This is a genomic window from Actinokineospora sp. NPDC004072 (assembly GCF_053604195.1).
In genome coordinates, this window is the sequence record NZ_JBSGHB010000004.1 from 198,196 (window position 1) to 223,226 (window position 25,031).

The 25,031-nt window shown below is 73.8% G+C and carries 31 protein-coding genes; 12 read left to right on the forward strand and 19 right to left on the reverse strand.

Going from position 1 to position 25,031, the window contains the following annotated elements; translation table 11 throughout:
* Positions 1-2 precede the first annotated feature (2 nt).
* Genes dnaJ through dnaK form a run of 3 tightly spaced genes read right to left on the reverse strand, consistent with a single transcriptional unit; the run spans position 3 to position 3,675 of the window.
* Positions 3-1,163, reverse strand: a complete 1,161-nt coding sequence (dnaJ, locus tag ACWEPX_RS08050) for a molecular chaperone DnaJ (RefSeq protein ID WP_451896364.1) — start codon at positions 1,161-1,163, stop codon at positions 3-5.
* Between the two features lie 20 nt (positions 1,164-1,183).
* On the reverse strand, positions 1,184-1,840 hold the full coding sequence (gene grpE, locus ACWEPX_RS08055; RefSeq protein ID WP_451896365.1) for a nucleotide exchange factor GrpE: 657 nt from the start codon (positions 1,838-1,840) through the stop codon (positions 1,184-1,186).
* Positions 1,837-3,675, reverse strand: coding sequence for a molecular chaperone DnaK (dnaK, locus tag ACWEPX_RS08060; RefSeq protein WP_451896366.1), 1,839 nt, complete (start codon positions 3,673-3,675; stop codon positions 1,837-1,839). The genes grpE and dnaK overlap by 4 nt, the downstream gene beginning before the upstream one ends.
* Positions 3,676-3,840: 165 nt before the next feature.
* On the opposite strand from dnaK, the gene ACWEPX_RS08065 reads away from it, so the two are divergent.
* From ACWEPX_RS08065 to ACWEPX_RS08075, 3 genes are read left to right on the forward strand one after another with little or no spacing between them, the layout of a single operon-like run.
* The gene (locus ACWEPX_RS08065) at positions 3,841-4,077 is read left to right on the forward strand and encodes a hypothetical protein (protein WP_451896367.1); all 237 of its coding nucleotides are present in this window, start codon (positions 3,841-3,843) and stop codon (positions 4,075-4,077) included.
* Between the two features lie 46 nt (positions 4,078-4,123).
* Entirely contained in the window at positions 4,124-4,474 is a 351-nt protein-coding gene (locus ACWEPX_RS08070; RefSeq protein ID WP_451896368.1) for a VOC family protein, read from the forward strand.
* Between the two features lie 28 nt (positions 4,475-4,502).
* Positions 4,503-5,147, forward strand: coding sequence for a DedA family protein (locus ACWEPX_RS08075; RefSeq protein WP_451896369.1), 645 nt, complete (start codon positions 4,503-4,505; stop codon positions 5,145-5,147).
* Here ACWEPX_RS08075 and ACWEPX_RS08080 read toward each other — a convergent pair.
* Positions 5,134-6,516 (reverse strand): FAD-binding oxidoreductase, encoded by a 1,383-nt coding sequence (locus tag ACWEPX_RS08080; RefSeq protein WP_451896370.1) that lies wholly within the window; start codon positions 6,514-6,516, stop codon positions 5,134-5,136. The genes ACWEPX_RS08075 and ACWEPX_RS08080 overlap by 14 nt on opposite strands.
* A 115-nt stretch (positions 6,517-6,631) precedes the next feature.
* Here ACWEPX_RS08080 and ACWEPX_RS08085 point away from each other — a divergent pair, with 115 nt between their 5' ends.
* From ACWEPX_RS08085 to ACWEPX_RS08095, 3 genes are all read left to right on the forward strand, one after another.
* On the forward strand, positions 6,632-7,591 hold the full coding sequence (locus ACWEPX_RS08085) for an alpha/beta hydrolase (RefSeq protein ID WP_451896371.1): 960 nt from the start codon (positions 6,632-6,634) through the stop codon (positions 7,589-7,591).
* Positions 7,592-7,666: 75 nt separating this feature from the next.
* Positions 7,667-9,379: an MDR family MFS transporter gene (locus ACWEPX_RS08090; RefSeq protein ID WP_451896372.1), complete on the forward strand. Its 1,713-nt coding sequence runs from the start codon at positions 7,667-7,669 to the stop codon at positions 9,377-9,379.
* Positions 9,380-9,419: 40 nt separating this feature from the next.
* A complete protein-coding gene (locus ACWEPX_RS08095; RefSeq protein WP_451896373.1) occupies positions 9,420-9,914 on the forward strand; it encodes an FBP domain-containing protein in 495 nt (164 codons plus the stop codon).
* Here the strand turns inward: ACWEPX_RS08095 and ACWEPX_RS08100 are convergent.
* Both ACWEPX_RS08100 and ACWEPX_RS08105 read right to left on the reverse strand, forming a co-directional pair.
* A complete protein-coding gene (locus tag ACWEPX_RS08100) occupies positions 9,911-11,044 on the reverse strand; it encodes a hypothetical protein (RefSeq protein ID WP_451896374.1) in 1,134 nt (377 codons plus the stop codon). The two genes, ACWEPX_RS08095 and ACWEPX_RS08100, sit on opposite strands and share 4 nt — an antisense overlap.
* The gene (locus ACWEPX_RS08105; RefSeq protein WP_451896375.1) at positions 11,041-11,601 is read right to left on the reverse strand and encodes an ABC transporter ATP-binding protein; all 561 of its coding nucleotides are present in this window, start codon (positions 11,599-11,601) and stop codon (positions 11,041-11,043) included. The genes ACWEPX_RS08100 and ACWEPX_RS08105 overlap by 4 nt, the downstream gene beginning before the upstream one ends.
* Positions 11,602-11,672: 71 nt before the next feature.
* On the opposite strand from ACWEPX_RS08105, the gene ACWEPX_RS08110 reads away from it, so the two are divergent.
* Together ACWEPX_RS08110 and ACWEPX_RS08115 are read left to right on the forward strand one after the other, a co-directional pair.
* Positions 11,673-12,020: a DUF6191 domain-containing protein gene (locus ACWEPX_RS08110; protein ID WP_451896376.1), complete on the forward strand. Its 348-nt coding sequence runs from the start codon at positions 11,673-11,675 to the stop codon at positions 12,018-12,020.
* Positions 12,017-12,658 (forward strand): DedA family protein, encoded by a 642-nt coding sequence (locus ACWEPX_RS08115; RefSeq protein WP_451896377.1) that lies wholly within the window; start codon positions 12,017-12,019, stop codon positions 12,656-12,658. Before ACWEPX_RS08110 ends, ACWEPX_RS08115 begins: the two co-directional genes overlap by 4 nt.
* Here ACWEPX_RS08115 and ACWEPX_RS08120 read toward each other — a convergent pair.
* Positions 12,648-13,247: a nucleoside/nucleotide kinase family protein gene (locus ACWEPX_RS08120; protein WP_451896378.1), complete on the reverse strand. Its 600-nt coding sequence runs from the start codon at positions 13,245-13,247 to the stop codon at positions 12,648-12,650. The genes ACWEPX_RS08115 and ACWEPX_RS08120 overlap by 11 nt on opposite strands.
* Positions 13,248-13,323: 76 nt before the next feature.
* On the opposite strand from ACWEPX_RS08120, the gene ACWEPX_RS08125 reads away from it, so the two are divergent.
* Positions 13,324-14,322: a LacI family DNA-binding transcriptional regulator gene (locus ACWEPX_RS08125; protein WP_451896535.1), complete on the forward strand. Its 999-nt coding sequence runs from the start codon at positions 13,324-13,326 to the stop codon at positions 14,320-14,322.
* Between the two features lie 118 nt (positions 14,323-14,440).
* On the forward strand, positions 14,441-14,833 hold the full coding sequence (locus ACWEPX_RS08130) for an ATP-binding protein (RefSeq protein ID WP_451896379.1): 393 nt from the start codon (positions 14,441-14,443) through the stop codon (positions 14,831-14,833).
* Here the strand turns inward: ACWEPX_RS08130 and ACWEPX_RS08135 are convergent.
* The 12 genes from ACWEPX_RS08135 to fbaA all read right to left on the reverse strand — a co-directional run bounded on the left by ACWEPX_RS08135 (position 14,819) and on the right by fbaA (position 23,648).
* Positions 14,819-15,553, reverse strand: a complete 735-nt coding sequence (locus ACWEPX_RS08135) for an SDR family oxidoreductase (RefSeq protein ID WP_451896380.1) — start codon at positions 15,551-15,553, stop codon at positions 14,819-14,821. The two genes, ACWEPX_RS08130 and ACWEPX_RS08135, sit on opposite strands and share 15 nt — an antisense overlap.
* Positions 15,550-16,662 carry a glycoside hydrolase family 76 protein gene (locus ACWEPX_RS08140; RefSeq protein ID WP_451896381.1) on the reverse strand — a complete coding sequence of 371 codons (1,113 nt, stop codon included), beginning with the start codon at positions 16,660-16,662 and terminating at the stop codon, positions 15,550-15,552. The genes ACWEPX_RS08135 and ACWEPX_RS08140 overlap by 4 nt, the downstream gene beginning before the upstream one ends.
* Positions 16,625-17,251 (reverse strand): GNAT family N-acetyltransferase, encoded by a 627-nt coding sequence (locus ACWEPX_RS08145; protein WP_451896382.1) that lies wholly within the window; start codon positions 17,249-17,251, stop codon positions 16,625-16,627. Before ACWEPX_RS08145 ends, ACWEPX_RS08140 begins: the two co-directional genes overlap by 38 nt.
* The gene (locus ACWEPX_RS08150) at positions 17,248-17,892 is read right to left on the reverse strand and encodes a TrmH family RNA methyltransferase (RefSeq protein ID WP_451896383.1); all 645 of its coding nucleotides are present in this window, start codon (positions 17,890-17,892) and stop codon (positions 17,248-17,250) included. Before ACWEPX_RS08150 ends, ACWEPX_RS08145 begins: the two co-directional genes overlap by 4 nt.
* Positions 17,889-18,248, reverse strand: a complete 360-nt coding sequence (locus ACWEPX_RS08155) for a DUF2784 domain-containing protein (RefSeq protein WP_451896384.1) — start codon at positions 18,246-18,248, stop codon at positions 17,889-17,891. The genes ACWEPX_RS08150 and ACWEPX_RS08155 overlap by 4 nt, the downstream gene beginning before the upstream one ends.
* Before the next feature lie 57 nt (positions 18,249-18,305).
* Entirely contained in the window at positions 18,306-18,875 is a 570-nt protein-coding gene (gene pyrE, locus ACWEPX_RS08160; RefSeq protein ID WP_451896385.1) for an orotate phosphoribosyltransferase, read from the reverse strand.
* Between the two features lie 119 nt (positions 18,876-18,994).
* Positions 18,995-19,774: an SDR family NAD(P)-dependent oxidoreductase gene (locus tag ACWEPX_RS08165; RefSeq protein ID WP_451896386.1), complete on the reverse strand. Its 780-nt coding sequence runs from the start codon at positions 19,772-19,774 to the stop codon at positions 18,995-18,997.
* Between the two features lie 39 nt (positions 19,775-19,813).
* A complete protein-coding gene (locus ACWEPX_RS08170; protein WP_451896387.1) occupies positions 19,814-20,500 on the reverse strand; it encodes a hypothetical protein in 687 nt (228 codons plus the stop codon).
* A gap of 124 nt (positions 20,501-20,624) precedes the next feature.
* Positions 20,625-21,038 (reverse strand): DUF3151 domain-containing protein, encoded by a 414-nt coding sequence (locus ACWEPX_RS08175; protein ID WP_451896388.1) that lies wholly within the window; start codon positions 21,036-21,038, stop codon positions 20,625-20,627.
* A gap of 3 nt (positions 21,039-21,041) precedes the next feature.
* A complete protein-coding gene (locus ACWEPX_RS08180) occupies positions 21,042-22,226 on the reverse strand; it encodes an amidohydrolase (protein ID WP_451896389.1) in 1,185 nt (394 codons plus the stop codon).
* A complete protein-coding gene (locus tag ACWEPX_RS08185) occupies positions 22,219-22,521 on the reverse strand; it encodes a GNAT family N-acetyltransferase (RefSeq protein ID WP_451896390.1) in 303 nt (100 codons plus the stop codon). Before ACWEPX_RS08185 ends, ACWEPX_RS08180 begins: the two co-directional genes overlap by 8 nt.
* A gap of 92 nt (positions 22,522-22,613) precedes the next feature.
* Complete coding sequence (fbaA, locus tag ACWEPX_RS08190) at positions 22,614-23,648, reverse strand: class II fructose-bisphosphate aldolase (RefSeq protein WP_451896391.1); 1,035 nt, start codon at positions 23,646-23,648, stop codon at positions 22,614-22,616.
* An 87-nt stretch (positions 23,649-23,735) separates the two neighbouring features.
* On the opposite strand from fbaA, the gene ACWEPX_RS08195 reads away from it, so the two are divergent.
* Together ACWEPX_RS08195 and ACWEPX_RS08200 are read left to right on the forward strand one after the other, a co-directional pair.
* The gene (locus ACWEPX_RS08195) at positions 23,736-24,020 is read left to right on the forward strand and encodes a DUF427 domain-containing protein (protein ID WP_451896392.1); all 285 of its coding nucleotides are present in this window, start codon (positions 23,736-23,738) and stop codon (positions 24,018-24,020) included.
* Positions 24,021-24,104: 84 nt separating this feature from the next.
* Entirely contained in the window at positions 24,105-25,028 is a 924-nt protein-coding gene (locus ACWEPX_RS08200) for an SDR family oxidoreductase (protein WP_451896393.1), read from the forward strand.
* Positions 25,029-25,031: the final 3 nt, after the last annotated feature.

Consider the following 25,031-nt stretch of genomic DNA (forward strand, 5'->3'; position numbering starts at 1 on the left):
GGTTACCTCGCCTTCTCCACCAGCGCGGTGAGGTCCGGTCGGGGGTCGTGGTCGGCCGTCGCCGCCGCGTACGCCTCCAGGGCGGCGCGGGCGTCGGCGTCCAGTGTGGCGGGGACGGCGACCTGCAGGGTGACCAGGAGGTCGCCCACGCGGCCGTCGCGGCGCGCGACGCCCTTGCCGCGCACCCGCAGCACGCGCCCGGACGCGGTGCCCGGCGCGACCCGCAGGCTCACCGTGGAGTCCAGGGTCGGCACGGTCAGCGTGGTGCCCAGCGCCAGCTCGGGGAAGGTGACGGGCACCTTCAGCGTCAGGTCGTCGCCGGTGCGGCCGAAGATCGGGTGCGGGGTGACGTGCACCCGCACGTACAGGTCGCCCGCCTGGGCGCCGCTCTGGCCCGGCTCGCCCTGCCCCGCCAGCCGGATGCGCTGCTCGTCGGTCACCCCGGGCGGGATGCGCACGGTCAGCGGGCGGGTCCGGGTGGCCACGCCCTCGCCGCCGCAGTCCGGGCACGGGTCGGTGACCACGGTGCCCTTGCCGCGGCAGTCCCGGCACGGCTCGCTGAAGGCGAACGCGCCCTGGCTGCGGTTGACCAGGCCCGCCCCGCCGCAGGTCGCGCACACCTTGGGCGCGCTGCCCGGCCGCGCGCCGGAGCCGTGGCAGGTCTCGCAGGTGGCCGGGCTGGTCAGGCGCAGCGGGACGGTGGCGCCGCGGACCGCCTCGACGAAGTCGATGCGCACCTCGGTCTCCACGTCCGCGCCCCGCCGCGGCCTGCTGGCCGCGCCGCCGCGGCGGCTGAACAGGTTGCCGAAGAGGTCCCCGAGGCCGCCGAAGCCGCCGGGCTCGGCGCCCGCCCCCTGCTGGCGGTTGAAGATGTCGGTGAAGTCGAAGTTCCCGCCGCCGCCGAAGCCGCCCGGCCGGAACCCGCTGCCGAAGAGGCTGCGCGCCTCGTCGTACTGCTTGCGCTTCTCCGGGTCGCCGAGCACCCCGTACGCCTCGGACACCGCCTTGAAGCGGGCCTCGGCGTCGGTGTTGCCCGGGTTGGCGTCCGGGTGCAGCTCGCGGGCGAGCTTGCGGTACGCCTTCTTGATGTCGGCATCGCCGGCGTCGGAGGAGACGCCCAGCTCGCGGTAGAAGTCCTTGTCGATCCAGTCCCTGGCGCTCACCGGACGCCCCCTCCTTCCACTCAGCCCTGCTCGGGTCCGCCGGACTCGGCGTCGGTGACGGCCACCATCGCCTCGCGCACCACCCGGTCGCCGAGCCGGTAGCCCCGGCGCAGCACGCCGGTCACCGTCGGCCCGTCGACCTCGGGTGAGGTGGTGTGCTGCACGGCCTCGTGCACCGCCGGGTCGAACGGCTCGCCCTCGTGCCCGAACGGTTCGAGGCCGACCCGCTGCAGGGTGGCCGTCAGCTTGTCGGCCACCGCCTTGAACGCGCCGGTCAGGTCGCCGTGGGCCTCGGCGCGCTCGATGTCGTCGAGCACGCCGAGCAGCTCGATCAGCACCTGGGCCTTGGCCCCCGCGATCACGGCCTCGCGGTCGCGGTCGACCCGCTTGCGGTAGTTGGCGTACTCGGCCTGCAGCCGCTGCAGGTCGGCGGTGCGCTCGTCCAGCTGGGTCTTCAGCTCCGCTGCCGGGTCGAACTCGGTGCTGCCGGTCTCGGCGGGCTCCTCGGCCGGGAACTCGATGGTGCCCTCCATCGCGCCCTCCGCGGGGTCCGCGGCGGCGGGCTCCGGGTCGGCCGCGGGCTGGCGGACCTGCCCGGTCTCCGGGTCGATCCGCCGCCGGTCGCGCACCACCACGCGGGGCTCCTCGCCGCCGTGCTCGTCGTGGTTGGTCGTCACTTCTTGTCCTCGTCCACGATCTCGGCGTCGACGACGTCCTCGGCGCCGTCGGCCTTCGCCTGGCCTGCGCCGTCGCCGTCACCGCCCTGGGCCTGGGTGTTGGCGTAGAGCGCCGACCCCATGGTCTGCGACTCGGTGGCCAGCTTCTCCATCGCCGCCTTGATCTTGGCGATGTCGGTGCCCGCGAGGGCCTCGTTGGCCTCCTTGATCGCCGCCTGGACCTTCTCCTTGGCGTCGGCCGGGATCTTGTCGTCGTTGTCCTTGACGAACTTCTCGGTCTGGTAGACCAGCGACTCGGCCTGGTTGCGGACCTCGGCCTCCTCGCGGCGCTTGCGGTCCTCCTCGGCGTGGGCCTCGGCGTCGCGGACCATCCGGTCGATGTCCTCCTTCGGCAGCGCGGAGCCGCCGGTGATGGTCATCGACTGCACCTTGCCGGTGCCCATGTCCTTGGCCGAGACGTGCACGATGCCGTTGGCGTCGATGTCGAAGGTGACCTCGATCTGCGGCACGCCGCGCGGGGCCGGGGGCAGGCCGGTCAGGTCGAAGGTGCCCAGCTTCTTGTTGTCCTGGGCGAACTCGCGCTCGCCCTGGTAGACCTGGATGCCCACGGTGGTCTGGTTGTCGTCGGCGGTGGAGAAGATCTCCGAGCGCTTGGTCGGGATCGTGGTGTTGCGCTCGATGAGCTTGGTGAACACCCCGCCCTTGGTCTCGATGCCCAGCGACAGCGGGGTCACGTCGAGCAGCAGGACGTCCTTGACCTCGCCCTTGAGCACGCCGGCCTGCAGCGCGGCGCCGACGGCGACGACCTCGTCGGGGTTGACGCCCTTGTTCGGCTCGCGGCCGCCGGTCAGCTCCTTGACCAGCTCGGCGACGGCGGGCATGCGGGTCGAGCCGCCGACCAGCACCACGTGGTCGATGTCGCCGACGGAGATGCCCGCGTCCTTGATGACGTTGTTGAACGGCGCGCGGGTGCGGTCGAGCAGGTCGGCGGTGATCCGCTGGAACTCGGCGCGGGAGAGCGTCTCGTCCAGGAACAGCGGGTTCTTGTCCGCGTCCACCGTGATGTAGGGCAGGTTGATGTTGGCGCTGTTCGAGCTGGACAGCTCGATCTTGGCCTTCTCCGCGGCCTCGCGGATGCGCTGCAGGGCCATCTTGTCCTTGGTCAGGTCGATGCCGCTGCTCTGCCGGAACTTCTCGACCAGCCAGTCGACGACGCGCTGGTCCCAGTCGTCGCCGCCGAGGTGGTTGTCGCCGGAGGTCGCGCGGACCTCCACCACGCCGTCGCCGATCTCCAGCAGGGAGACGTCGAAGGTGCCGCCGCCGAGGTCGAAGACCAGGATGGTCTGCTCCTTGGCGCCCTTGTCCAGGCCGTAGGCCAGCGCCGCCGCGGTCGGCTCGTTGACGATCCGCAGCACGTTGAGGCCCGCGATCTGCCCGGCCTCCTTGGTGGCCTGCCGCTGGGCGTCCTCGAAGTAGGCGGGCACGGTGATGACCGCGTCGGTGATCGTCTCACCGAGGTAGGCCTCGGCGTCGCGCTTGAGCTTCATCAGCACGCGGGCGCTGATCTCCTGCGCGGTGTAAGCCTTGCCGTCGATCTCGGTCTTCCAGTCGGTGCCGATGTGCCGCTTCACCGAACGGATGGTCCGGTCGACGTTGGTGACCGCCTGGTTCTTGGCGGGCTGGCCGACCAGCACCTCCCCGTTCTTGGCGAAGGCCACGATCGATGGGGTGGTCCGGGAGCCCTCCGAGTTGGCGACAACCGTCGGTTCACCGCCCTCGAGGACGGCGACGACGGAGTTGGTCGTCCCCAGGTCGATGCCGACCGCTCGCGCCATTGTTCTCCTCCAAGAATTCACTGGGCTTGCTGTAGCGAAGTTGAGTCTACCGGGATCAGCTTCTGTAGTTGAGCCGACTCCGCTCAAGCTTCCTGACGGGACAACGCGCGGGGCGGCGGGTTCGTTCCCGGGGTGACCGGGTTCACCGGTGCTACCGTCGCCGACGTGAGCGACGACCCCGAGCGGCTGCTGGCCGAGGCGCTGCGGGCCCAGGCGGCGCAGGCCCCCCGCGCGCACGGGCCGGAGCCCGCGCTGCTCTCCGGCACCGACCTGAGCCCGCGGCCGGTCGAGGTCACCGAGGCGCTGCCCGCGGAGTCGACGCCCGCGGTGTGGGTGCTCGTCGTCGCGCTGCTGCTCGGCCTGGCCGCGGGCGCGGTCGTCGGCCTGCTGACCCTGGTCTGAGGGCGCCCGCGCCGGAACTGTCCGCCCCCGCTGCCAGGATGCGCCCATGATCGGGAGCTGGCACGGCTTGGTGGTCGACTGCCCGGATCCGCGCGCGCTCGCAGACTTCTACCAGGAGCTGCTGGGCATGATCCGGATCCAGGACGACCCGGACTTCGTGGTCATCGGCGACGCCCCGGACCGGCCCGGGGTGGCCTTCCAGCGGGTGGCGGACTGGCGTCCGCCCGCCTGGCCCGCCGAGCCCGCCCACCTGCACATCGACGTGCGGGTCGACAACCTCGCGCGGGCGGGGGAGCTGGTGCTGGCCCTGGGCGCGACCCGGTTCGACGGCGGCGGCGAGCGCTTCCGCGTCTACGCCGATCCCGCGGGCCACCCGTTCTGCCTGGTGCACTGGTGATCTGCCGCCGACCTGTACCTTGTCGGGGGTGAACCTCGCCTTGCTGCCCGAGTGGCTGGACCCGGTGAACATCCTGACCGGCTTGGGCCCCTTCCTGCTGCCCGGGCTGTGCCTGATCATCTTCGCCGAGTGCGGCCTGCTGATCGGCTTCTTCCTCCCCGGCGACTCGCTGCTGTTCACCGCGGGCATGTTCGCGGTGACCGGGGTGATCCCCGCGCCGCTGTGGCTGATCTGCGTGCTGCTGACGGTGTGCGCCTTCGCGGGCAACGTCGTGGGCTACTGGATCGGCGAGAAGGCCGGGCCCGCGCTGTTCAACAAGCCCGACTCCCGCTTCTTCAAGCAGGAGCACGTGGAGAAGACGCACGCCTTCTTCGAGAAGTACGGCGCGCGGGCGATCGTGCTGGCCCGGTTCGTGCCGATCGTGCGGACGTTCATCACCGCCATCGCCGGTGTGGGGCGGATGAACAAGCGCACGTTCTTCGTCTACTCCGCCATCGGCGCGGTGCTGTGGGCGACCGGGGTGACGCTGCTGGGCGCGGCGCTGGGCAAGGTCCCGTTCGTCAACCAGAACCTGGAGCTGATGATCCTGCTGATCGTCTTCCTCTCGGTGCTGCCGATCATCTTCGAGGTGCTCAAGGCGCGCCGGGAGAAGCGGCAGCTCATCCAGGACTGAACATCGAGCCCGGGTTGAAGAGGTTCCCCGGGTCGAGCGCGGCTTTCACGGCCCGGTGGGTGCGCAGCCCCACCGGGCCGATCTCGTTGGCCAGCCACTCGCGCTTGACCTTGCCGATGCCGTGCTCGCCGGTCACCGTGCCGCCCAGGGCCAGGCCCAGCGCCAGGATCTCGTCGAAGGCCCGCTGGGCGCGGGCGAGCTCGTCGGCGGAGGCGGGGTCGTAGACGATCGTCGGGTGCATGTTGCCGTCGCCCGCGTGCCCGACGACGGCGATGCGCAGCCCCACCTCGGCGCTGATCCGCTCGCAGCCCGCGATCAGCTCGCCGATGCGGGTGCGCGGCACGCACACGTCGTCGGTCATCCACGCGCCGTAGACCTCCAGCGCCATCAGCACGGCCCGGCGCGCGGTGAGCAGCATCCGGCCCTCGGCGAGGTCGAAGGTGGTGTGCACCAGCTCGGCCCCGCTGTCGGCGCACACCTGCTCGATGGCCGCCAGCTCCGCCCGCGCGGCCTCGCGCACGGCGTCGGACTGGCAGATCAGCAGCGCCGCGCTGCCCCGGCCCGCGCCGACCTCGGTGTTGAGGTGCGCCTCGACCGCCGCGATCGACACCGAGTCCATGATCTCCATCAGCGACGGCACGATCCCCTCGCGCACGATCCGCGACACCGCGGCGCCCGCGGCGACGATCGAGGGGAACGCGGCCACCGTGGTCCCGGGCGCCTGCGGCAGCGGGCGCAGGGCGAGGGTGGCCTGGGTGACCACGCCGAGGGTGCCCTCGCTGCCGACGAACAGCTTGGTCAGGTCGTAGCCCGCGACGCCCTTGACCGTGCGGCGGCCGGTCCTGAGCAGCTCGCCGTCGGCCAGCACGACCTCAAGGCCGAGCACCGAGTCGGTGGTGACGCCGTACTTGACGCAGCACAGCCCGCCCGCGTTGGTGGCGACGTTGCCGCCGATCGTGCACCAGTCGTAGGACGACGGGTCGGGCGGGTAGAACAGCCCGTGCTTCTCCACCGCGTCGCGCAGGTCGAGGTTGACCACGCCCGGCTCGACCACGGCGAGCCGGTTGTCCGGGTCGATCTCCAGGATGCGGTTCATCCGGGTGAGCGCGAGGACGACGCAGCCGTCGACGGCGTTGGCCGCCCCGGAGAGCCCGCTGCCCGCGCCCCTGGGCACGATCGGCGTGCGGTGCTCGGCGCAGGCGCGCACCACCGCCTGGACCTGCTCGGTGCTCGACGGCAGCACCACCGCCAGCGGCTCGCCGGCCGGGGCCAGCGGCATCATGTCCCGCCGGTACGCGGCGGTGACGTCCGGATCGGTCAGCACGGCGTCGGCGCCCACCGCGGCGCGCAAGGTCGACAGCAGGTCCACGAGGACCACGGTATCCCCCGGTGGGCAATTCGTGACTCGGCCGGTGACGGCTGACTCCCCTACAGTGGTTATGTGGCCGTCGTCACCGTCGACCCGGCCGTGGGGGAGGTGGCGCGTGGTCGAGCTCATGGCGGCGCCGAGCGTGCAGGCCAAGGCGCTGGCGCGGTTGCTGCTGGCGGGCATCCGCCCGCTCGGCGACCGGATCAGCCTGCGCGGGGCCGGGCTGGCGCTGGTCAGGGAGGCGTTCGACGCCACCGGCATCACCCCGCTGCCCCGCGGCACCCGGCTGCGGCCGGTCTCGGAGTCGCACGGCTACGGCGAGGTCACCGGCCTGTGGATCACCGGGCCGGGCGCGGTCGAGGCCGACGGCGCGGTGCTGTACCTGCACGGCGGCGGGTTCGTCCTCGGCTCGCTGCGCACCCACCGGCACCTGGCGGCGGCCATCTCGGTGGCGACCGGGCTGCCGGTGCTGCTGCTGGCCTACCGCAAGCCCCCCGCGCACCCGTTCCCGGCCGCGGCGGACGACGCGCTCGCGGCCTTCCACTGGCTGCGCGACCAGGGCTACCCGGCCGACCGGATCGCGGTCATGGGCGACTCGGCTGGCGGGCACATCGCCGCCGGGCTGCTCGGCGACCTGACCAGGGCCCGGGCCCGGATGCCGGGCGCGGCGGTGCTGTTCTCCCCGTTCCTCGACCTGACCTGCGCGGGCCTCGACGAGCGCGACGCCGCCTGCCGCGACCCCTACATCCCGCCCGCCCGCGCCCGCGAGGTCGCCGCGCACTACGCCGGGGAGCACCCGCTGTCGCACCCGCGGCTGTCGGTGTTCCGCGGCAGCAAGCGGCGCTGGCCGCCCATGCTGATCCAGGTCGGGGACACCGAATGCCTGCTGGGCGACGCCGAGCGGATGGCCGCGGTGATCACCGCCGCGGGCGCGCACTGCGAGCTCCAGGTGTGGCCGGGGCAGGTGCACGTCTTCCCGGCGTTCCACGCGCTGATCCCCGAGGCCAGGGCGGCCATCGGCTACGTCGGCGAGTTCGTCCGGTCCGCGCTGGCGACGGCGCGGGCGGCCGCATGACTTGCGATCAGCGGCCGATCGGGGAAGGCTGTGCCAAGTAGTTGCTGAGCCCAACCAACCGAATTTGAGGCACGCATGACCGAGCCCGGGACCGCGACCGGGCCCACGCACCGGCAGATCCTGGTCATCATGTCCGGCCTGATGCTGGGCATGTTCCTGGCCTCGCTCGACCAGACGATCGTCGGCACGGCCATCCGCACCATCGCCGACGACCTGCAGGGCCTGAGCATGCAGGCCTGGGCGACCACGGCGTACCTGATCACCGCGACGATCTCGACGCCGCTGTACGGCAAGCTCTCCGACATCTACGGCCGCAAGCCGTGGTTCATCACCGCGATCAGCGTGTTCGTCATCGGCTCGCTGGCCTGCACGCTGGTGGACAGCATGGCCCAGCTGGCCGCGGCGCGGGCGCTGCAGGGCCTGGGCGCGGGCGGGCTGATGTCGCTGGCCCTGACGATCATCGCCGACCTCGTGCCGCCCCGGCAGCGGCCCAAGTACCAGGGCTACTTCCTGGCCGTCTTCGGCACCTCCAGCGTCCTCGGCCCGGTGGTGGGCGGCTTCTTCGCCGGGCAGGACACGCTCCTGGGCATCACCGGCTGGCGCTGGGTGTTCCTGGTGAACGTGCCGATCGGGGCGCTGGCGCTGTTCGTGGTGGCGCGGGTGCTCAACGTGCCGCACACCAAGCGCGACCACCGCATCGACTACTGGGGCGCGGCGTTCCTGGCGGTGTCGGTCGTGCCGCTGCTGCTGATCGCCGAGCAGGGCCGGGAGTGGGGCTGGGGCTCGCCGGTCGCCATCGTCTGCTACGCCCTCGGCGTGGTCGGCCTGGTCGCGTTCCTGCTGGTGGAGCGCAGGCTGGGCGACGAGGCGCTGATCCCGCTGCGGCTGTTCCGCACGTCCACCTTCGCCATGACGATCATCGCGGGCGCGATCCTGGGCGTGGGCATGTTCGGCGGGATCTCGATGATCCCGCAGTACCTGCAGATCGTGCGCGGCTACAGCCCCACCGACGCGGGCCTGATGATGCTGCCGATGATGCTCGGGATGATGACCGCCTCGATCACCTCGGGCAGGCTCACCGCCAAGAGCGGGCACTACAAGATGTTCCCGATCATCGGCACCGCGCTGGCGATCGTGGCCCTGCTGCTGTTCTGGACCGTCGGGGTGGACACCCCCATCTGGCAGCCGCTGGTCTACATGGCGATCTTCGGCCTGGGCCTCGGCAACTGCATGCAGACGCTGACCGTGGCGGCGCAGAACTCGGTGCCGTTCCAGGACATGGGCGTGGCCACGGCGTCGGTGACGTTCTTCCGCCAGCTCGGCGGCACGCTCGGCGTCGCGGTGTTCCTGTCGCTGCTGTTCAGCACGGTGGCCGACAACATCGGCCGGGCCTTCCGCTCGGCGGTGGGCGACCCGGGCTTCCAGGCCGCCCTGGCCGACCCCGCGGTGCGGGCGGACCCGGCCAACGCGCCGGTGTTCGACGCGCTGACCTCCGGCGGCCACGGCGGGGTGCTGGACGACTCGTCGTTCCTGCTGTCGGTCGACCCGCGGCTGGCGCGCCCGTTCCAGGAGGGCTTCACCGAGTCGATCCAGCTGGTGTTCCTGGCGGGCGCCGGGGTGATGGTGCTGGCGTTCGTGGTGGCGCTGTTCATCAAGGAGATCCCGCTGAAGATGCACAGCCCGGCGCAGGCGGCGGCCATGTCCGCAGCGGGCGAAGGGGCCGCACCCGCAGCCGGTGCGGCCGGCGAGCCCGCACCCGAGGGCGAGACCGTCCGCGACCGCCGATAACCGTTTGTTCGGCCGAGCGGGCGCGACGTAGGTTCGGGGCATGGGCCCACTGACCGAGCGCGAGATCCGCGCGTCGTTCGTCAACTGCACCAAGGGCGAGGCCAAGCGCATGTCCCTGCCCGCGGACCTGTCCGCGCGCCCCTGGGCCGACCTGGACTTCCTGGGGTGGCGCGACCCGGCCGCGCCGCAGCGGGCCTACCTGGTCGCCGAGACCGCCGCGGGCGCCACCGGCGTGGCGCTGCGGCTGGCCTCCGCCGAGGCGGGCCCGACCCGGCGCAAGATGTGCTCGCTGTGCCTGACGACCCACCCCGGGGACGGCGTGACGCTGATGACCGCCCGCAAGGCGGGCAGCGGCGGGCAGCAGGGCAACTCCGTGGGCATCTACATCTGCGCCGACCTCGCCTGCTCCCTCTACCTGCGCGGGAAGAAGGACGCGGGCCCCGGCACGCGGGTGCGCGAGTCGCTGACCCTCGACGAGCAGATCGAGCGGACCGCGGCCAACGTCGCCGCCTTCCTCGACCGGGTGACCGCCTAGCTGAGCGCGGCCAGCCCGATGACCAGCAGGAACGGCCCGCGCACGAGCTGGCGGACGAGGTTGGCAGGCAGGGCGACGCCGCCGACGTCGGCGGTGGGGCCGGGGGTGTAGTCCAGGTCGGGTCTGCTGACCGTGCGGGCCACCGCGACGGCCGCCACCGGGACGGCGGCGGGCGCGGCGGGCAGCCCGGCGAGCACGGCGGCGGCCAGCCACAGTCCCGCGACGACCATGAGCACCACCACGGCGGTCAGCCACAGCTCGGTGTCGGACTGGGGCAGCCAGCGCCGCAACCCGGCCACCGCGGTGGCCTCGGCCAGGCCGCCGGCCAGCGGCAGGACGGCGAAGTAGGCGCCCAGCCCCGCCCACCAGACCGGGGCGACCACCGGGAAGACCGCGTGCAGGACGGGCGCGGCCAGGGCGAGCAGCGCGGCGGCGGCGAGCATGCCCCGGCGGGCCGCGATGCCCGAGACCACCAGCCGCAGCGTGCTGTCCAGCCTGCCCCGCGTCGGCCGCGGCCGCGGCAGCAGCGACAGCACGTCGCCGAAGGCCGCCGCGACGGACCGCACGACGTGGGCGTTGTGCCCGCGGACCAGCTCCCGCCGCCCCGGCCGCGCGGGCGGCCCCCAGACGGCGGCGGCCGCGACCAGCAGCGCCGCGGCGATGGCCCAGAGCCAGGCCGCGGGGGCGAACAGCGCGCCCGCGACCGCCAGCGCGAACGGCGCCAGGTGCTCGCCCCTGCGGACCCGGCGCGCGGCGGAGTAGGCGTAGGCGGCGCCGGCGAGCACGACCGCCAGCGCCGCGGGCCAGCCCGACCAGCCCAGCACCTGCCCGGCGGCGACGAGCAGGTAGCCCACGATCCCGAAGCGCACCGCCCACGCCCGCACCATCGGCCCGTGCACCAGCCGAGCCCGGTCGCCGGTGTCATCCCAGGTGAGCCGCGCCGGGTGGGCGCGGACGAAGTCGCGCCGCAGCAGCGACAGGATGGCGACGGCGGTGGCCAGCAGGACCACGGCGTTCAGCGCGTTCGCTGGCACGGCGTGCGCGCCGATGAACCGCTCGTGCAGCAGCTCGGTCCGGTAGAACGGCAGGGCGAGCAGGCCCACGCCGATGAAGGCGGCCAGGCCGCTCACAGCTCGACCACCTGGTCGGCCACCGCGTCCACCAGCGGCCGGTGGTGGCTGGCGATGACCACCGCTGCCGACGCCTTGGCCTCGGCGATGACCTCGGCGAGCCACTGCCGCGCCCGGGCGTCGAGCGCGCGCTCGGGCTCGTCGAGCAGCAGCACCCGGCAGTCCCGGCGCAGCGCCCCGGTCAGCAGCAGCCTGCGCCGCTGCCCGGCCGACATCTCCACCGCGGGCACGTCGGGCAGCCCGGTGGTGTCGGGCAGGCCGAGCAGCTGCAGGTGCTGGGCCGGGGTGTACTCCTCGAACAGCGCCGAGTCGTCCAGCACGACCGAGACGGCGCGGCGGAACTCCGGCTCCCGCTCGTCCGGCTTGCGCCCGGCGACGGCCACGGTGCCCTCGGTGGGCTCCTGCAGGCCGTAGAGGCAGTGCAGCAGGGTCGACTTCCCCGACCCGTTCTCCCCGGTCACCGCCAGGCATTCGCCGGGCTCGACGGCCAGGTCCAGCCCGCGGAACAGCCACCGGTCCCCGACCAGCACACCCAGCCCGCTCGCGTGTATCCCCACGCCGGGCTCAACGCCGCGGACCCGGACCGGGGTTCCCGGAACCCCGCCCGCGCCGCAACCGTTGTCCCGGCATGGTGGAGACCATCCTGGCCTGGAGCGTGCCCGGCGGGACGCTGCTCATGGTCGCCGTCGGGGTGTTCGAGCTGCTGCGCCAGAAGCGCAGGGACAAGGCCGGGACGCCGGTCACCGCCACCTACATCAACGAGTTCACCGCCATGTTCTACGGCACCAAGCGCATGGAGCTGGACCACCGCGACTCCCAGTCCATGCTGCGCGAGGAGGACGCCCAGGGCGGCCCGCCGCTGGGCGTCGACCTCGACGCAGGCGTCGTCGTGCTGCCCAACCGCAGGCCAAGGGCCGGTGAATTGGGCTCGACGGGAGACGGGTCGGGGTCGGCGGCACGTACCCTACGGCCGTGACCCTTGCGACCGACGTGCTCGACTCGGCGGGGCCCCTGCTGGTGTGGGCCGTCGTGCTGGGTTTCGTGTTCGTCGAGTGCGCCTTCATCTTCGGGCTGTTCCTGCCCGGGGACTCCCTGCTCTTCGCCGCGGGGGTCGTGCTCGCCCAGCACGCGGCCGAGGGGCAGGCGTGGGGGCTCTCGATCGCCGCGACCGTCACCGCGGTGGCGGCCAACCAGCTCGGCTACGTCATCGGCGCGAAGACGGGGCACGCGATCATCACCCGCAAGGGCGGGCGGGTGCTCAACGCGGCCAACCTGGCCAAGGCCCGCGACTTCCTCGACCGGCGCGGGTTCTGGGCGATCGTGCTGGCCCGCTGGCTGCCGTGGGTGCGCACGCTCGCCCCGCTGATCGCGGGCGCGGCGAAGATGGACGCCCGCCGCTTCGCCCTGGCCACCACCGTCGGCGCGCTGGCCTGGGTGCCGACGCTGGTCCTGCTCGGCTACTACGCCGCCGGGCTGCTCGACCGCGTGCCGTGGTTGCAGACCGCGGCCGTCATCGGCAGCGTGGCGTTCTTCGTCGTCGGCACGGCGTGGGGGATCTGGAAGTACCGGCAGGAGATGAGCAAGCCGGTCGACACCATCTCCGTCACGGAGTGACCACCAGGTCGGCCCGGTCCCTGGTCGAGGCGATCAGCACCGCGTTGGCCTCGTCGGAGCCCAGCGTGCGCTCCCACGCCTGCTCGGGCGTGCGGCCGTGGGCCTCGTGCCGCAGGCGCAACCGCTCGCGCCGCACGTCGTCGGGCACGTCGACGTACCAGACCTCGTCGAGCAGGGCCCGCACGCGCGGCCACAGCAGCAGGTAGTTGCCCTCGGTGATGACCAGCGGCGTCTCCCGGCGCACCGGCACCGCGCAGGCCACCGGCTCCTCGATCTCGCGGCGGAACTCCGGGGCGTAGACGACCGGGTCGGTGCGCGCCTTGAGCCGGGCCAGCAGGTCGGCGTAGCCGTCGGCGTCGAAGGTGTGCGGCGCGCCCTTGACCGCGGCGATGCCGAGCCGGTCCAGCTCGCGCTGGGCGAGGTGGAACCCGTCCATGCCCACCAGCGCGGCGCGCCCGCCCAGCGCGTCGGCCAGCCGGGCCGCCAGGGTCGACTTGCCCGCGCCCGGCGGGCCGCAGATGCCGAGCAGGCGGCGCCGGTCGGCCATGCCGGACGCGCGGGCGACCAGGTCGGGGAAGGTCGGTCCCATGCTCCTCACCTTCGGCGGGGTATGGTCCGCAAGCGTTTGCAGCGAACGGGGAGCAGGATTTCACGCCGTGGCCACCATGCAGGATGTAGCCCGGATCGCCGGGGTGTCGATCAGCACCGTCTCGCACGTGGTCAACCAGACCAGAGCCGTCGCCGAGTCGACCCGCGAACGGGTGCTGGCGGCCATCGAGTCCACCGGCTACACCGGCAACGCGATCGCCCGCTCGCTGGTCACCGGCGGCACCAAGTCCATCGGCGTGGCGATGTCGCTGCTGGCCAACCCGCACCTGGCCCAGCTCGTCCACGCGATCGAGGCCGAGGCGACGGCGGCCGGGCACACGGTGCTGATCGGCGACACCCTCGACACCCCCGACGGCGAGCGCGACGCCGTGCGCAGGCTGCAGGCCCGCCGGGTGGACGGCGTGCTGCTCACCCCCGTCCCCGGCGACACGGCCACCCTCGACGCCCTGGCCCGCAGCGGGACGCCCGCCGTGCTGGTCGACCGGGTCTCCCACCGGGTCAAGCTCGACCAGGTGGGCCCGGAGAACATCCAGTCCACCTCCGCCCTCGTCTCCCACCTGGCCGCCGCGGGGCACCGCCGCATCGGCTTCATCAGCGGTGTGGACTGGGTCAGCGCCAGCGAGGAGCGCACCCTCGGCTACCGCCTCGGCCTGGGCCGGGCCGGGCTGCGCTGGGACTCCAACCTGGTCGCGGGCGGCGGCGCGACGCACGAGGACGGCGTGCTCGCCCTGCGCCGCCTGCTCACCGTCCCCGAGCGGCCGACGGCGGTGATCACCGGCAACGGCGCGATGACCGGCGGGGCGTACAAGGAGGCCCGCGCGCACGGCCTCGCCGTCGGGCGCGACCTGGCGATCGCGGGCCACGACGAGGTGGAGTGGGCCGAGCTGGTCCAGCCGGGCATCACCACGATGGCCCACCCGGTGGACGAGATCGGCCGCGCCGCCGTGCGCCTGCTGCTGCGCCGCATCGCCGAGCCCGACCGCGAGCCGGAGACCGTGCTGCTCCCGCCGACCCTGGTCCACCGCGGCTCGTGCGGCTGCCAGGCCGGCGGGTGAACCGCTGGTGGGTGGTCCGGGCGCCGTTGCCGGTCGCGCGGTCCGGGTAACAACCCGGTAGGGGCGCACGACGCACCCAACGGGTCCGCCACAGGTGTGGTCCCGGATGGGAGCGACGGTGCCCGCCACGACCGGACACGACCTGCCGACCCTCGCCCTCACCGTCGCCGCCGACCGCGTCGGGGCGGCCCGCCGCGCGCTGACCCGCTGGCTGGTCGACCACGGCGTCGCCGAGCTGTCCGCCTGCGACATCGTGCTGGCCGTGGCCGAGGCCGCCGCGGAGGCGGGCGCGCACGGCCCCACGGCCATCACGATCACCGCGACGATCCACCCGGCCCGGGTCGTCGCCACCGTCACCGACGACGGGCGGTGGCGCGACCCGGAGACCGGCCTGGGCACGCTGCGCGGCCGGGCCCTGGGCGCGGTCGAGGCCACCGCGGAGCACTACGACATCGCCCACGCCGACGACCGCACCACGCTGCGGGCCTGCTTCCGGCTAGAACCCGCCTGACACCGGCAGCACGGCACCGGTCACAAAGGACGCTTCCGGGCCGAGCAGCCAGAGGATCGCGGCGGCGACCTCCGGCGGCTCGCCAGCGCGGCCCATCGGGATGCGGGTGGCGGCCAGCCGCGCCGGGCGGTCGGGATCGCCCGCCGCGGCGTGCAGTCCAGTGTGGACAGTCCCGGGCGCGACGGTGTTGACCCGCACGCCTTCGGTGGCGACCTCCAGCGCCAGCCCGTAGGCCAGGGTCTCCACGGCGGCCTTCGACGCGGCGTAGTGCACCCACTCGCCCGGCGACCCCCGCTTGGCCGCGGTGCTGGACACGGCCACGATCGACCCGCCAGCCCCACCGTGCTTTGTGGACATCCGCCGCACGGCCTCCCGCAGGCACAGGAACGTGCCCAGCACGTTGACGTCCAGCACCGCGCGCATCGCCGCGGCGGGCACCTCGTCGACCCGGCCCCGGCCGCCGGTCACCCCGGCGTTGGCGACGAGCCCGGTCAGCGGCCCGAGCTCGGCCGCGGCGTCGAACAGCGCCGCCACGTCCGCCTCGACCGACACGTCGGCCCGCACGGCCACCGCCTGCCTGCCCGTCGCCCGCACCTCGGCCACCACGGCGTCGGCCGCCGCCCGGTCCGCGGTGTAGTTGACGACCACGTCGTGCGGGGCGCTGCGGCAGACCGCGGCCCCGATCCCCCGGCTCCCGCCGGTCACCACCAGTACGCTCACCCGGCCATGCTGGCACGGCGCTCCAGCCGGGCCGCGGCCTCCAGCGCCATCCACCCGCTGAGCTGCACCGACAGGTCGTGCTCCGGCCCGCCTGCGCGGTTGGCGGGCCGGGCGGGGTCCGGGCCGAACAGCGGGCCGCCCGGCACCGCGCCGCGGTTGTCCCACCACGCCTGCGCGGTGGCCAGCACCAGCCCGGCCGCGGTCTCGCCCTCGGCGTCGGGCAGCCGGATCGCGGCGTCGGCCAGGTAGCGGGTGAGGATGCCGGTGAACAGCCCGCCGTCGCCGCCGTCGTGGCCGCGCAGCACGCCGCCGGGCGCGAGGCCCTCCGCCACCGCCCGCACCGTCCGCCCGGCCCGCTGCGCCCACGGCCCGCCGGGCTCCCGCTCGGCCAGCTCCACGCAGGCGCCGATGAAGACGCCCTGGCAGTAGGTGTAGTACGTGGTCACGATGTCGCGGACGCCGCCGTCCTGGGCCACGTGCAGCCCGTCCCACAGCAGCCCGGTCGCCGGGTCGCGCAGCTGCCGCTCCATCCACTCGGCCATCGCGCGGGCGCGCTGGTGGTCGGCGCGGTCGACCCGCGCGCGGGCCAGCAGGATCGCCGCGGGTCCGTTGGCCGGGACGTTCTTGAAGGTGTCCCCGCGCCGCCACCAGATCCCGCCGCCGCCGTGCTCGGTCCAGCCCTCGCGCAGCCGCGCGGTGATCTCGACCAGCGCGGCGCGGGTGTCGAGCAGGTCGCGGGCGCGGTGCAGGGCCAGGCCGAGCCAGGCGATGTCGTCGTAGTAGTCGTTGGTCCACCGCCGCAGGTTGCGCAGGTGCACCCCGTGGACGAGCTGGCGGATCACCTCGACGCGCCCGGTGGCCGGGGCGCGCTCGTGCGCGTCGACCAGGCAATCGATCAGGTGGGCCTGCCACCAGTAGTGCCAGCGGCCGAAGAGCCGGTCGGCGAGCCGGGCGGGCTTGCCGACCACGCCCAGCCGGGTGCCGGGCAGCCCCCACAGCCTGCGCAGGTGCCTGCCGCGGATGCCCCGCTCGGCCACCCCCGCCCGGGCCGCCCACAGCCCCGGCGTGCGCTCAGCCGCGCCCACCGCCCGCTCCGCGCCCCGGGTCATGCCTCCATGGTGGGGGCTGGATCGTTCCGGATGCCCCCGGTGTCACTGATTCGTGCCCTCCGGCGGGCAGCGCCAGCCGCCAGACCATGCCGACGCCGGTCTCCCCCGGCGCGGTGATCGGCCGGGGGTCAGCGGTCTCCACCAGGGTGAAGCCGAGCCTGCGCGGGACCGCGCCGCTGGCGTGGTTGGCCGCGTCGTGGTGGATCTCCACGTGGTCGATGTCCTCGATGCCCCCGGTGACGGCCACCAGGGCCGCCGCGGCGCGGGTGGCGTGGCCGCGGCCGGTGTGCGCGGGGTGCAGCCAGTAGCCGATCTCCAGCCCGCGCGGGCCGATGCGCCGCTCCAGGCCGCACGCGCCGATCGGCTCGCCCCCTGGCGCGATGAGGTAGCAGAAGGACGTGCCCGCCGCCCAGCCGGTCGCGGCGTCGAGCAGGAACGCCCCCGCCGAGTCCAGCGTGTAGTCCTCCGCCGCCCACGCCATCCACGGGCGCAGGTGCTCCTGGGCGTCGGCGACCAGCCGCTGCACCACGTCCGGCTCGAACTCGATGGCCCGCACCAGGTCGCCGACGCGGGTCGGCGGGCGGGTCACCACGCCGCCTCCAGGTCGGCGTGCGCGCGGACCCAGGCGTGCATGACGATGCCCGCGGCGACGCCCGCGTTGATCGAGCGGGTCGAGCCGAACTGGGCGATGGAGACCAGCAGGTCGGCGCGGGCGCGGGCGGCGGGGGTCAGCCCCGGGCCCTCCTGGCCGAAGACCAGCACGCACTCCCTGGGCAGCTCGGCGGTCTCCAGCCGCACCGACCCCGGGGTGTTGTCCACGCCGACCACCGCCAGGCCCGACGCCCGGGCGAAGGACACCAGCGAGTCGACGTCCGGGTGGTGGGCCACGTGCTGGTACCGGTCGGTCACCATCGCCCCCCTGCGGTTCCACCGCCTGCGCCCGACGATGTGCACCGCGCGGGCGGCGAAGGCGTTGGCGGTGCGGACCACGGTCCCGATGTTGTGGTCGTGCTGGAAGTTCTCGATGGCCACGTGGAAGCCGTGGCGGCGGCGGTCGAGGTCGGCGACGACCGCCTCCCGCCGCCAGTACCGGTAGGCGTCGACCACGTTGCGGCGGTCGCCGGACGCGAGCAGGTCGGGGTCGTAGTGCGGCTCGGTCGGCCACTCGCCCGGCCACGGCCCGACGCCCACGGGCTCGCCGAACACCCACTCGGTGGGTCCTTCGCTCACACCTTCACACCCCTGCGCCTGCGCGCCCAGACGCCCGCGTACGACACGACCAGCAGGACGATGGCCAGCACGCCCACCACAGGCAGCATGGCGTGCGGGAACAGCTCACCGTAGATGTAGTGCTCGTTGAACCCGCCGGGCAGGTCCCCCAAGCCCTGCTGGTGGCGGAAGTGGTTCTCCAGCTCGGTCAGCGGGCAGGGGATCGGGGTGACGTTGACCAGCACGCCCCACGCGGCGAAGAAGACGTGGACGTAGATCGTCCGCGGCCACCGCCACGCGAGGAACCCCCCGAGCCCGATGTAGCCCAGCGCGATGAAGTGCACCACCGCCGTAGCCGCGGCCAGCGCCCCCGACATGGGCCACCACCTCCCCGTGACCCCAAGGTACCGGGGAAGTGTCCGATTCGGGCAGGATCAGCCCTGGTCAGGAAGTCCGAGATCGGCGAGGTCGAGCAGCGACCGCCACGGCAGCCCGCGCTCCTCGACCGCGCGCCGGGCCGTGTCGCCGCGGTTGACCACCGTGGCCACGCCGACGACCGTCGCCCCGGCCTCGACCAGAGCGTCGACCGCGGTCAGCACGCTGCCCCCGGTGGTCGAGGTGTCCTCGACGGCCAGCACCCGCTGCCCGGCGACCTCGATCCCCTCGATCCGCCGCTGCATGCCGTGCGCCTTGGTCTCCTTGCGCACCACGAAGGCGTCCAGCACCTCCCCGGCGTGCGCCGCCGCGTGCATCATCGCCAGCGCGACCGGATCGGCCCCGAGCGTGAGCCCGCCGACGGCCACGTAGTCCCAGTCGGCGGTCAACCCGCGCATGAGCCGCCCGATCAGCGGGGCGGCGGCGTGGTGCAGGGTGGCCCGGCGCAGGTCGACGTAGTAGTCGGCCGTCTTCCCCGAGGCCAGCGTCACCCGACCGTGCACGACGGCCAGCTCGCTCACCAACCGGGCCAGCTCACCCTTGGCGGTCTCATCAACAGCAGTTCGCACAGAACGTCAGCCTCTCACGACCCGCCCCGCGCCTAACAATCCGCCGCGCCCCGCGTCAGCCCGCCGCGGACCGGGCTGCGCGTGCATGCACCGAGCGATCGGAACGGCAGACGACCGGATCAGCCGCGGTTGCGGCCTGCGGCCACCCGGCGTTCGAGGGTGCGCTGGAGGCCGCGGGGCAGGAGTCTGGTGAGGGCGACCAGGGCCTTGTACTGGGGGCCGGGGATGGAGCGGGTGCGGCCGTGGACGAGGTCGGCCAGGCAGTCGGCCACCACGCGGTCGGCGTCGAGCCAGAGGAACTCGGGGAGTTCGCTCATGTCGTCGCCCGCGCGCTCGTGGAACTCGGTGTGGGTGAAGCCGGGGCAGAGGGCGACCACGCGGACGCCGGTGCCCGCCAGGTGGGCGGCCAGGCCCTCCGACAAGGCCGTCACGTACGCCTTGCTGGCCCCGTAGGACGGTCCGCTGGCCGGGAAGAAGCCCGCGATGCTGGAGACGTTGACGATGCCGCCGTGCCCGCGCGCGAGCATGCCGGGCAGGGCGGCCCTGGTCAGCCGCATGACGGCGGTGACGTTGAGGTCCACCTGCGACTGCAGCCACGCCGGGTCGGCTTCGGCGAAGGCGCCGCGGGTGCCGAAGCCCGCGTTGTTGACCAGCAGGTCGACCGGGCGCTCCGGGTCGGACAGGCGGTCCTCGACGCGCTTGCGGGCGCGGGTGGTCGTCAGGTCGGCGGTCATCGTCTGCACCGCGACGCCGTGCGCCTCGGTCAGCTCGGCGGCGACGGCCTTGAGCCGCTCCGCGGTGCGGGCGACGACGACCAGGTCGTATCCGTCTGCGGCCAGCCTGCGGGCGAAGGCCGCGCCGATTCCCGCGGTGGCGCCGGTGATCAGTGCGGTGGGCATAGCGGGCACGCTACCCAGCGGTACGCCCGGGCCGGAAGCTCACTCGTCGGCCCCGCCGCGGGCCTCGACCTCGCCGGGGCGGTCGACCTCGGCGTCGAAGGGGTCCACCACGTCGGCGATCTCGCCCAGGCCGCGCAGCAGCCGCTCCAGCCGCGACGGCGAGGAGTTCGGCGCGGAGGCGGCCAGCACCCAGCCGTTCTCGATCCACGCCACGGCCACGTCCTGGCCGATGTCCTCGGTGGCGTCGACGAGGTCCGGGGTGATCAGCGCGCGGGCGGCGGCGATGTCGGAGACGAAGGCGTAGCGCTGCCCGACCGGGCCGAGCAGCTCGGGCATGTGCTCGCGCTGGAACGGGGTGCTCGGCACCCACAGCTCGACCACGACGGGGTGCACGCGCTTGCACTGCACCGCCGAGATGACGGTGTTGACGCGCCCGCCCGCCTCCAGGTCGAACACGTACACCTTGCGCCTGCCGTCGGCGGTGAACGTCGACCCGGCGACCACGTCCCGGGCCACGCCGTCGCCGTAGTAGGCGATCGCGCCGCCGTTCCACTGGCCCGGCAGCACGTGGTCGGCCTCGGCGAACTGCCACCCCCGCAGCGCCGCCCACCGCCTGCGCTCGCGGTTGCGCGAGCTCAGCCGCGCGCGATCGCGCATCAGGAACAGAGCGCCCGCGACCAGAGCCGCGAACGCCACCACGAACCACACCCACGCGGGAACGCCCACGCCGCCCAGCGTAGTCGCCGCGGCGCGGCATTCAAGATCACGGGGGCGTGCCACCCGGCCGGATTCGCCCCATCCGGCCGGGTCGGGTGTGGATAACCCCGCGTCGGGTGTGGATGAACGGCCGCTATCCGTCGTGCTTGGACAGCAGCGGCGCCTCGGGGTCGGAGTCGGTGAGGAACTGGGTGCAGCGCTGCTGCTCCTCGGTCTCCCCGATGGCCTCGGCCGCGCGGGCCAGGGCGGCCAGGGCGCGCAGGAAGCCCTGGTTGGGGCGGTGCGCCCACGGGACCGGGCCGAACCCCTTCCAGCCGGACCGGCGCAGCTGGTCGAGGCCGCGGTGGTAGCCGGTGCGGGCGTAGGCGTAGGCGGCGACGTCCTCGCCTGCGTCGAGGGCGCGCTCGGCCAGGGCCGCCCACGCCTCGCTGAAGTCGGGCCACTGGCGGGCGACGAGCGCGGGGTCGTCGCCGCGCTCCAGCGCCGACTGGGGCTCGGGTCGCTCGGGGAGGCGGGTCGGCTCGGGGCCCAGGAGGTTGCCGGTCATGGGTCAATCCTGCCGCAGCCAGGCCAGGGCCGCGTCGGCCAGGGCGGCCGCGCCGAGCCCGATCGTCGGATCGATGACCGGGGCGAACAGCGGCGAGTGGTTCGCGGGCAGCGTCTGCACCACATCGCGCAGCTCCTCGAAGCTGGTCGCGCCCGCGAACGCGGCCGGGTCGGCCCCGCCGAGCAGCCAGTACACCAGCGGCGCGCCCGCCGCGGTGGCGAAGACGCCGACGTCCTCGCTGCCGGTCACCGGCCCCGGGTCGACCACCGCGACGCCCTGAAAGGCGGGGCGGGTGCGCTCCACCGCGGCGGCGTCGTTGACCGCGGTCGGGAAGCTGCTCTCCAGGACGATCTCCGGCTCCCGGTCCGCGCCCGAGGCCGCCGCCTCCGCCCGGACGATCCGCTCGATCGCGGCGAGGGTGCGCTCGCGGACGCGCGAGTCGTAGGTGCGCACGCTCAGGCGCAGCTCGGCCTCGGACGGGATGATGTTGGCGACCGTGCCCGCCTGCATCGCGCCGACCGTCACCACGGCGGTGTCCCCGCCCGCGGTCTCCCGGGACACGATCGTCTGCAGCCGCAGGACCGTCGACGCCGCCATCACCACCGGGTCGACGGCCACCTCCGGCCGCGACCCGTGCCCGCCGCGCCCGTGCAGGGTGATCCGCAGGGTGTCGGCGGCGGCGAAGGACGGGCCCGCGCGCAGCCCGAGGACCCCGGCGGGCATGGGCGCGACGTGCTGGCCGAGCACCACGTCCGGCGTGCCGAACCGGTCGAACAGCCCGTCGTCGATCATCGCGTGGGCCCCGCCGCCGACCTCCTCGGCCGGCTGGAAGACCGCCAGCACCGTGCCCGCCCACCCCGGCGTCCCCGCCAGCCTGCGGGCGGCCCCGATCAGGCAGGTCACGTGCACGTCGTGCCCGCAGGCGTGCATCACGCCGGTGGTCGTGCTGGCGTAGGGCAGGCCGGTGCGCTCGGTGACGGGCAGGGCGTCCATGTCGGCGCGCAGCAGCACCGCAGGCCCGCCGCCCCGGCGCAGCACGCCCACCACCCCGGTCCCGCCGATCCGCTCGGCCACCTCGAACCCGGCCGCGCGCAGCTCCCGGGCGGCCACGCCCGCGGTCCGCTCCTCGGCGAAGGCCAGCTCGGGGTTGCGGTGCAGGTCGCGGTAGATGTCGGCCAGCTCAGTCATCCGCGGACGACCGGTTCTGGTACGCGAGGTCGAGGTACTCCGGGTGCCGCTGCATCCACCCGGCGATGAACGGGCAGGTGGCCAGCACGGCCAGCCCCCGCCTGCGCGCCTCGTCCAGCGCCGCCCTGGCCAGCGCGCTGCCCACGCCCTTCCCCTCGAAGGCCGGGTCGACCTCCGTGTGCGGGAAGACGATCAGGTCGGCGCCGAGCAGGTACTCCGCGTGCCCGGCGGGCTGGCCGTCCACAGTGGCCTCGAACCGGCGCCGCTCGGGCGCGTCGGCGACCTCCACACTCATGCGTCGAGCTTCCCGGAACCGGCCGTCGGCGTCCACCCAGGGCGATGGCCCGCCCGGAGTGTCCGGACGGGCCATCGGGGTTGCCGCTGCGGTCAGCCCGCGAGCATGCGCCCCGCGGACTTGAGGTGCTCGCACGCCTGGGTCACCCGGGTGGCCATGGCCTGCTCGGCGACCTTCAGGTAGCTGCGCGGGTCGTAGGTCTTCTTGTTGCCGACCTCGCCATCGATCTTCAGCACACCGTCGTAGTTGGTGAACATGTGCGCCGCGATCGGGCGGGTGAAGGCGTACTGGGTGTCGGTGTCGATGTTCATCTTCACCACGCCGTAGGACACCGCTTCGTGGATCTCCTCCAGCAGCGAGCCCGAGCCGCCGTGGAAGACCAGGTCGAACGGCTTGGACCCGGCGGGCAGGCCCAGCTTCTCGGCCACCACGTCCTGGCCCTGCTTGAGGATCTCCGGGCGCAGCTTGACGTTGCCCGGCTTGTAGACGCCGTGCACGTTGCCGAAGGTGGCCGCCAGCAGGTACCGGCCGCGCTCGCCAGCGCCGAGGGCCTCGACGGTCTTGAGGTAGTCGTCGGCGGAGGTGTAGAGCTTCTCGTTGATCTCGTTGTCGACGCCGTCCTCCTCGCCGCCGACCACGCCGACCTCGATCTCCAGGACGATCTTGGCCTTGGCCGCCGCGTCGAGCAGCTCGGCGGCGATCTGCAGGTTCTCCTCCAGCGGCACCGCGGAGCCGTCCCACATGTGCGACTGGAACAGCGGGTTGCCGCCCGCCGCGACCCGCTCGGCGCTGATGGCGATGAGCGGGCGGACGAAGCCGTCGAGCTTGTCCTTGGGGCAGTGGTCGGTGTGCAGGGCGACGTTCACCGGGTACTTCGCGGCGACGACGTGGGCGAACTCGGCGAGCGCGGTCGCCCCGGTCACCATGTCCTTGACCTTGGTGCCGGAGGCGAACTCGGCGCCGCCGGTGGAGAACTGGATGATGCCGTCGCTCTCCGCCTCGGCGAAGCCCCGCAGGGCGGCGTTCAGCGTCTCCGACGAGGTCACGTTGATGGCGGGGTAGGCGAACTCGTTCGCCTTGGCCCGGTCCAGCATCTCCGCGTAGACCTCGGGCGTGGCAATGGGCATCGGGGGCTCCTCCTCGGGATGGCCATGCGCCGTTCTGCCGCATCCTACGAAAAGCGGCCCACCCCCGCGTCGGGCACACTGGCCGACATGGCGACCGCTACCTGGAACGGCGAGGTCATCGCCGAGAGCGACGACACGGTCATCGTCGAGGGCAACCACTACTTCCCGATCGAGTCGGTCCACCAGCACTTCCTGCGCCCGTCGACCACCACCACGCACTGCCCCTGGAAGGGCGACGCCAGCTACTACACCCTGCACGTCAACGGCGAGGAGAACCCCGACGCCGCCTGGTACTACGCCGAGCCCAAGGAGGAGGCCGAGCAGATCCGCGGCCGGGTGGCCTTCTGGCGCGGCGTCGAGGTGCAGGGCTGACCCGATTTACCTGTTACCGCCGGTAGCTTACCGGCGGTAAGTTGCGGTACCGTCGCCTCCACCTGACTCCCGAGGAGGCATCGGATGGGTGCGACGAACCTGTTCGCCCGTGAGCACGCCGTCGACGGCAAGGTCGTCCTGATCACCGGGGCGGCCCGCGGGCTGGGCGCCGGGCTGGCCGAGCGGCTGGGCGCGCGCGGGGCCAAGCTCGCCCTCGTCGGCCTGGAGCCCGCGGAGCTGGCCGAGGTCGCCGCCCGGTGCGGGTCGGACGCCGCGGTCTTCGAGGCCGACGTCACCGACTGGGACGCGCTGGAGTCGGCGGTGCGCGGCGTCGTCGAGCGCTTCGGTGGGATCGATGTCGTCGTGGCCAACGCGGGCATCGCGGCGGCGGGCTTCGTGCGGTCCATCGACCCGGCTGCCTTCGAGCGCACCATCGAGGTCGACCTGCTCGGCGTCTGGCGGACCGTCCGGGCGACGCTGCCGCACGTCATCAAGCGGCGCGGCTACATCCAGATCGTCTCGTCGCTGGCCGCGATCACCCACGCCCCGGCCATGTCGGCCTACGCCGCGGCCAAGGCGGGGGTCGAGGCGTTCGGCAACAGCCTGCGCGCCGAGGTGCGGCACCTGGGCGTGGGCGTCGGCGTCGCGCACCCGTCGTGGATCGCCACCGACCTGGTGCACGGGGCCGACGAGCACCCGGTCTTCGGCAAGCTGCGCGCGGGCATGCCCGGGCCGATCGGCAAGACCCACCCGGTGTCGGTGGCCCTGGACGCGCTGGAGCGGGGCGTGCTGCGCCGCGACCGGTCGGTCCACGTGCCCGGCTGGGTCGGCGCGCTCAAGCTGGTCCGCGCGTTCCTCCCGCCGATCATCGAGATCGGCGGCAGGCTGCGCGGCAACATGGTCGCCCGCGCGGACAAGGAGGCCCTGGCCGACGTGGCCGCGCGGGGGGCGGCGGCGTCGTCGCGGCCGGTCGGGCCGGGGGGCGCGGCCGCGATGCAGGGGCGGTAGGCC

Coding starts and splice junctions, on each gene's coding strand:
- ACWEPX_RS08180 (WP_451896389.1), bottom strand. CDS start 22,226: ATGACTGAGCTGGCCGACATCTACCGCGACCTGCACCGCAACCCCGAG.
- ACWEPX_RS08185 (WP_451896390.1), bottom strand. CDS start 22,521: ATGAGTGTGGAGGTCGCCGACGCGCCCGAGCGGCGCCGGTTCGAGGCC.
- ACWEPX_RS08110 (WP_451896376.1), top strand. CDS start 11,673: ATGGTGGAGACCATCCTGGCCTGGAGCGTGCCCGGCGGGACGCTGCTC.
- ACWEPX_RS08195 (WP_451896392.1), top strand. CDS start 23,736: ATGGCGACCGCTACCTGGAACGGCGAGGTCATCGCCGAGAGCGACGAC.
- ACWEPX_RS08155 (WP_451896384.1), bottom strand. CDS start 18,248: ATGTCGGGGGCGCTGGCCGCGGCTACGGCGGTGGTGCACTTCATCGCG.
- ACWEPX_RS08175 (WP_451896388.1), bottom strand. CDS start 21,038: ATGACCGGCAACCTCCTGGGCCCCGAGCCGACCCGCCTCCCCGAGCGA.
- ACWEPX_RS08125 (WP_451896535.1), top strand. CDS start 13,324: ATGCAGGATGTAGCCCGGATCGCCGGGGTGTCGATCAGCACCGTCTCG.
- ACWEPX_RS08090 (WP_451896372.1), top strand. CDS start 7,667: ATGACCGAGCCCGGGACCGCGACCGGGCCCACGCACCGGCAGATCCTG.
- dnaK (WP_451896366.1), bottom strand. CDS start 3,675: ATGGCGCGAGCGGTCGGCATCGACCTGGGGACGACCAACTCCGTCGTC.
- ACWEPX_RS08095 (WP_451896373.1), top strand. CDS start 9,420: ATGGGCCCACTGACCGAGCGCGAGATCCGCGCGTCGTTCGTCAACTGC.
- fbaA (WP_451896391.1), bottom strand. CDS start 23,648: ATGCCCATTGCCACGCCCGAGGTCTACGCGGAGATGCTGGACCGGGCC.
- ACWEPX_RS08165 (WP_451896386.1), bottom strand. CDS start 19,774: ATGCCCACCGCACTGATCACCGGCGCCACCGCGGGAATCGGCGCGGCC.
- ACWEPX_RS08200 (WP_451896393.1), top strand. CDS start 24,105: ATGGGTGCGACGAACCTGTTCGCCCGTGAGCACGCCGTCGACGGCAAG.
- ACWEPX_RS08140 (WP_451896381.1), bottom strand. CDS start 16,662: ATGACCCGGGGCGCGGAGCGGGCGGTGGGCGCGGCTGAGCGCACGCCG.
- ACWEPX_RS08070 (WP_451896368.1), top strand. CDS start 4,124: ATGATCGGGAGCTGGCACGGCTTGGTGGTCGACTGCCCGGATCCGCGC.
- ACWEPX_RS08120 (WP_451896378.1), bottom strand. CDS start 13,247: ATGGGACCGACCTTCCCCGACCTGGTCGCCCGCGCGTCCGGCATGGCC.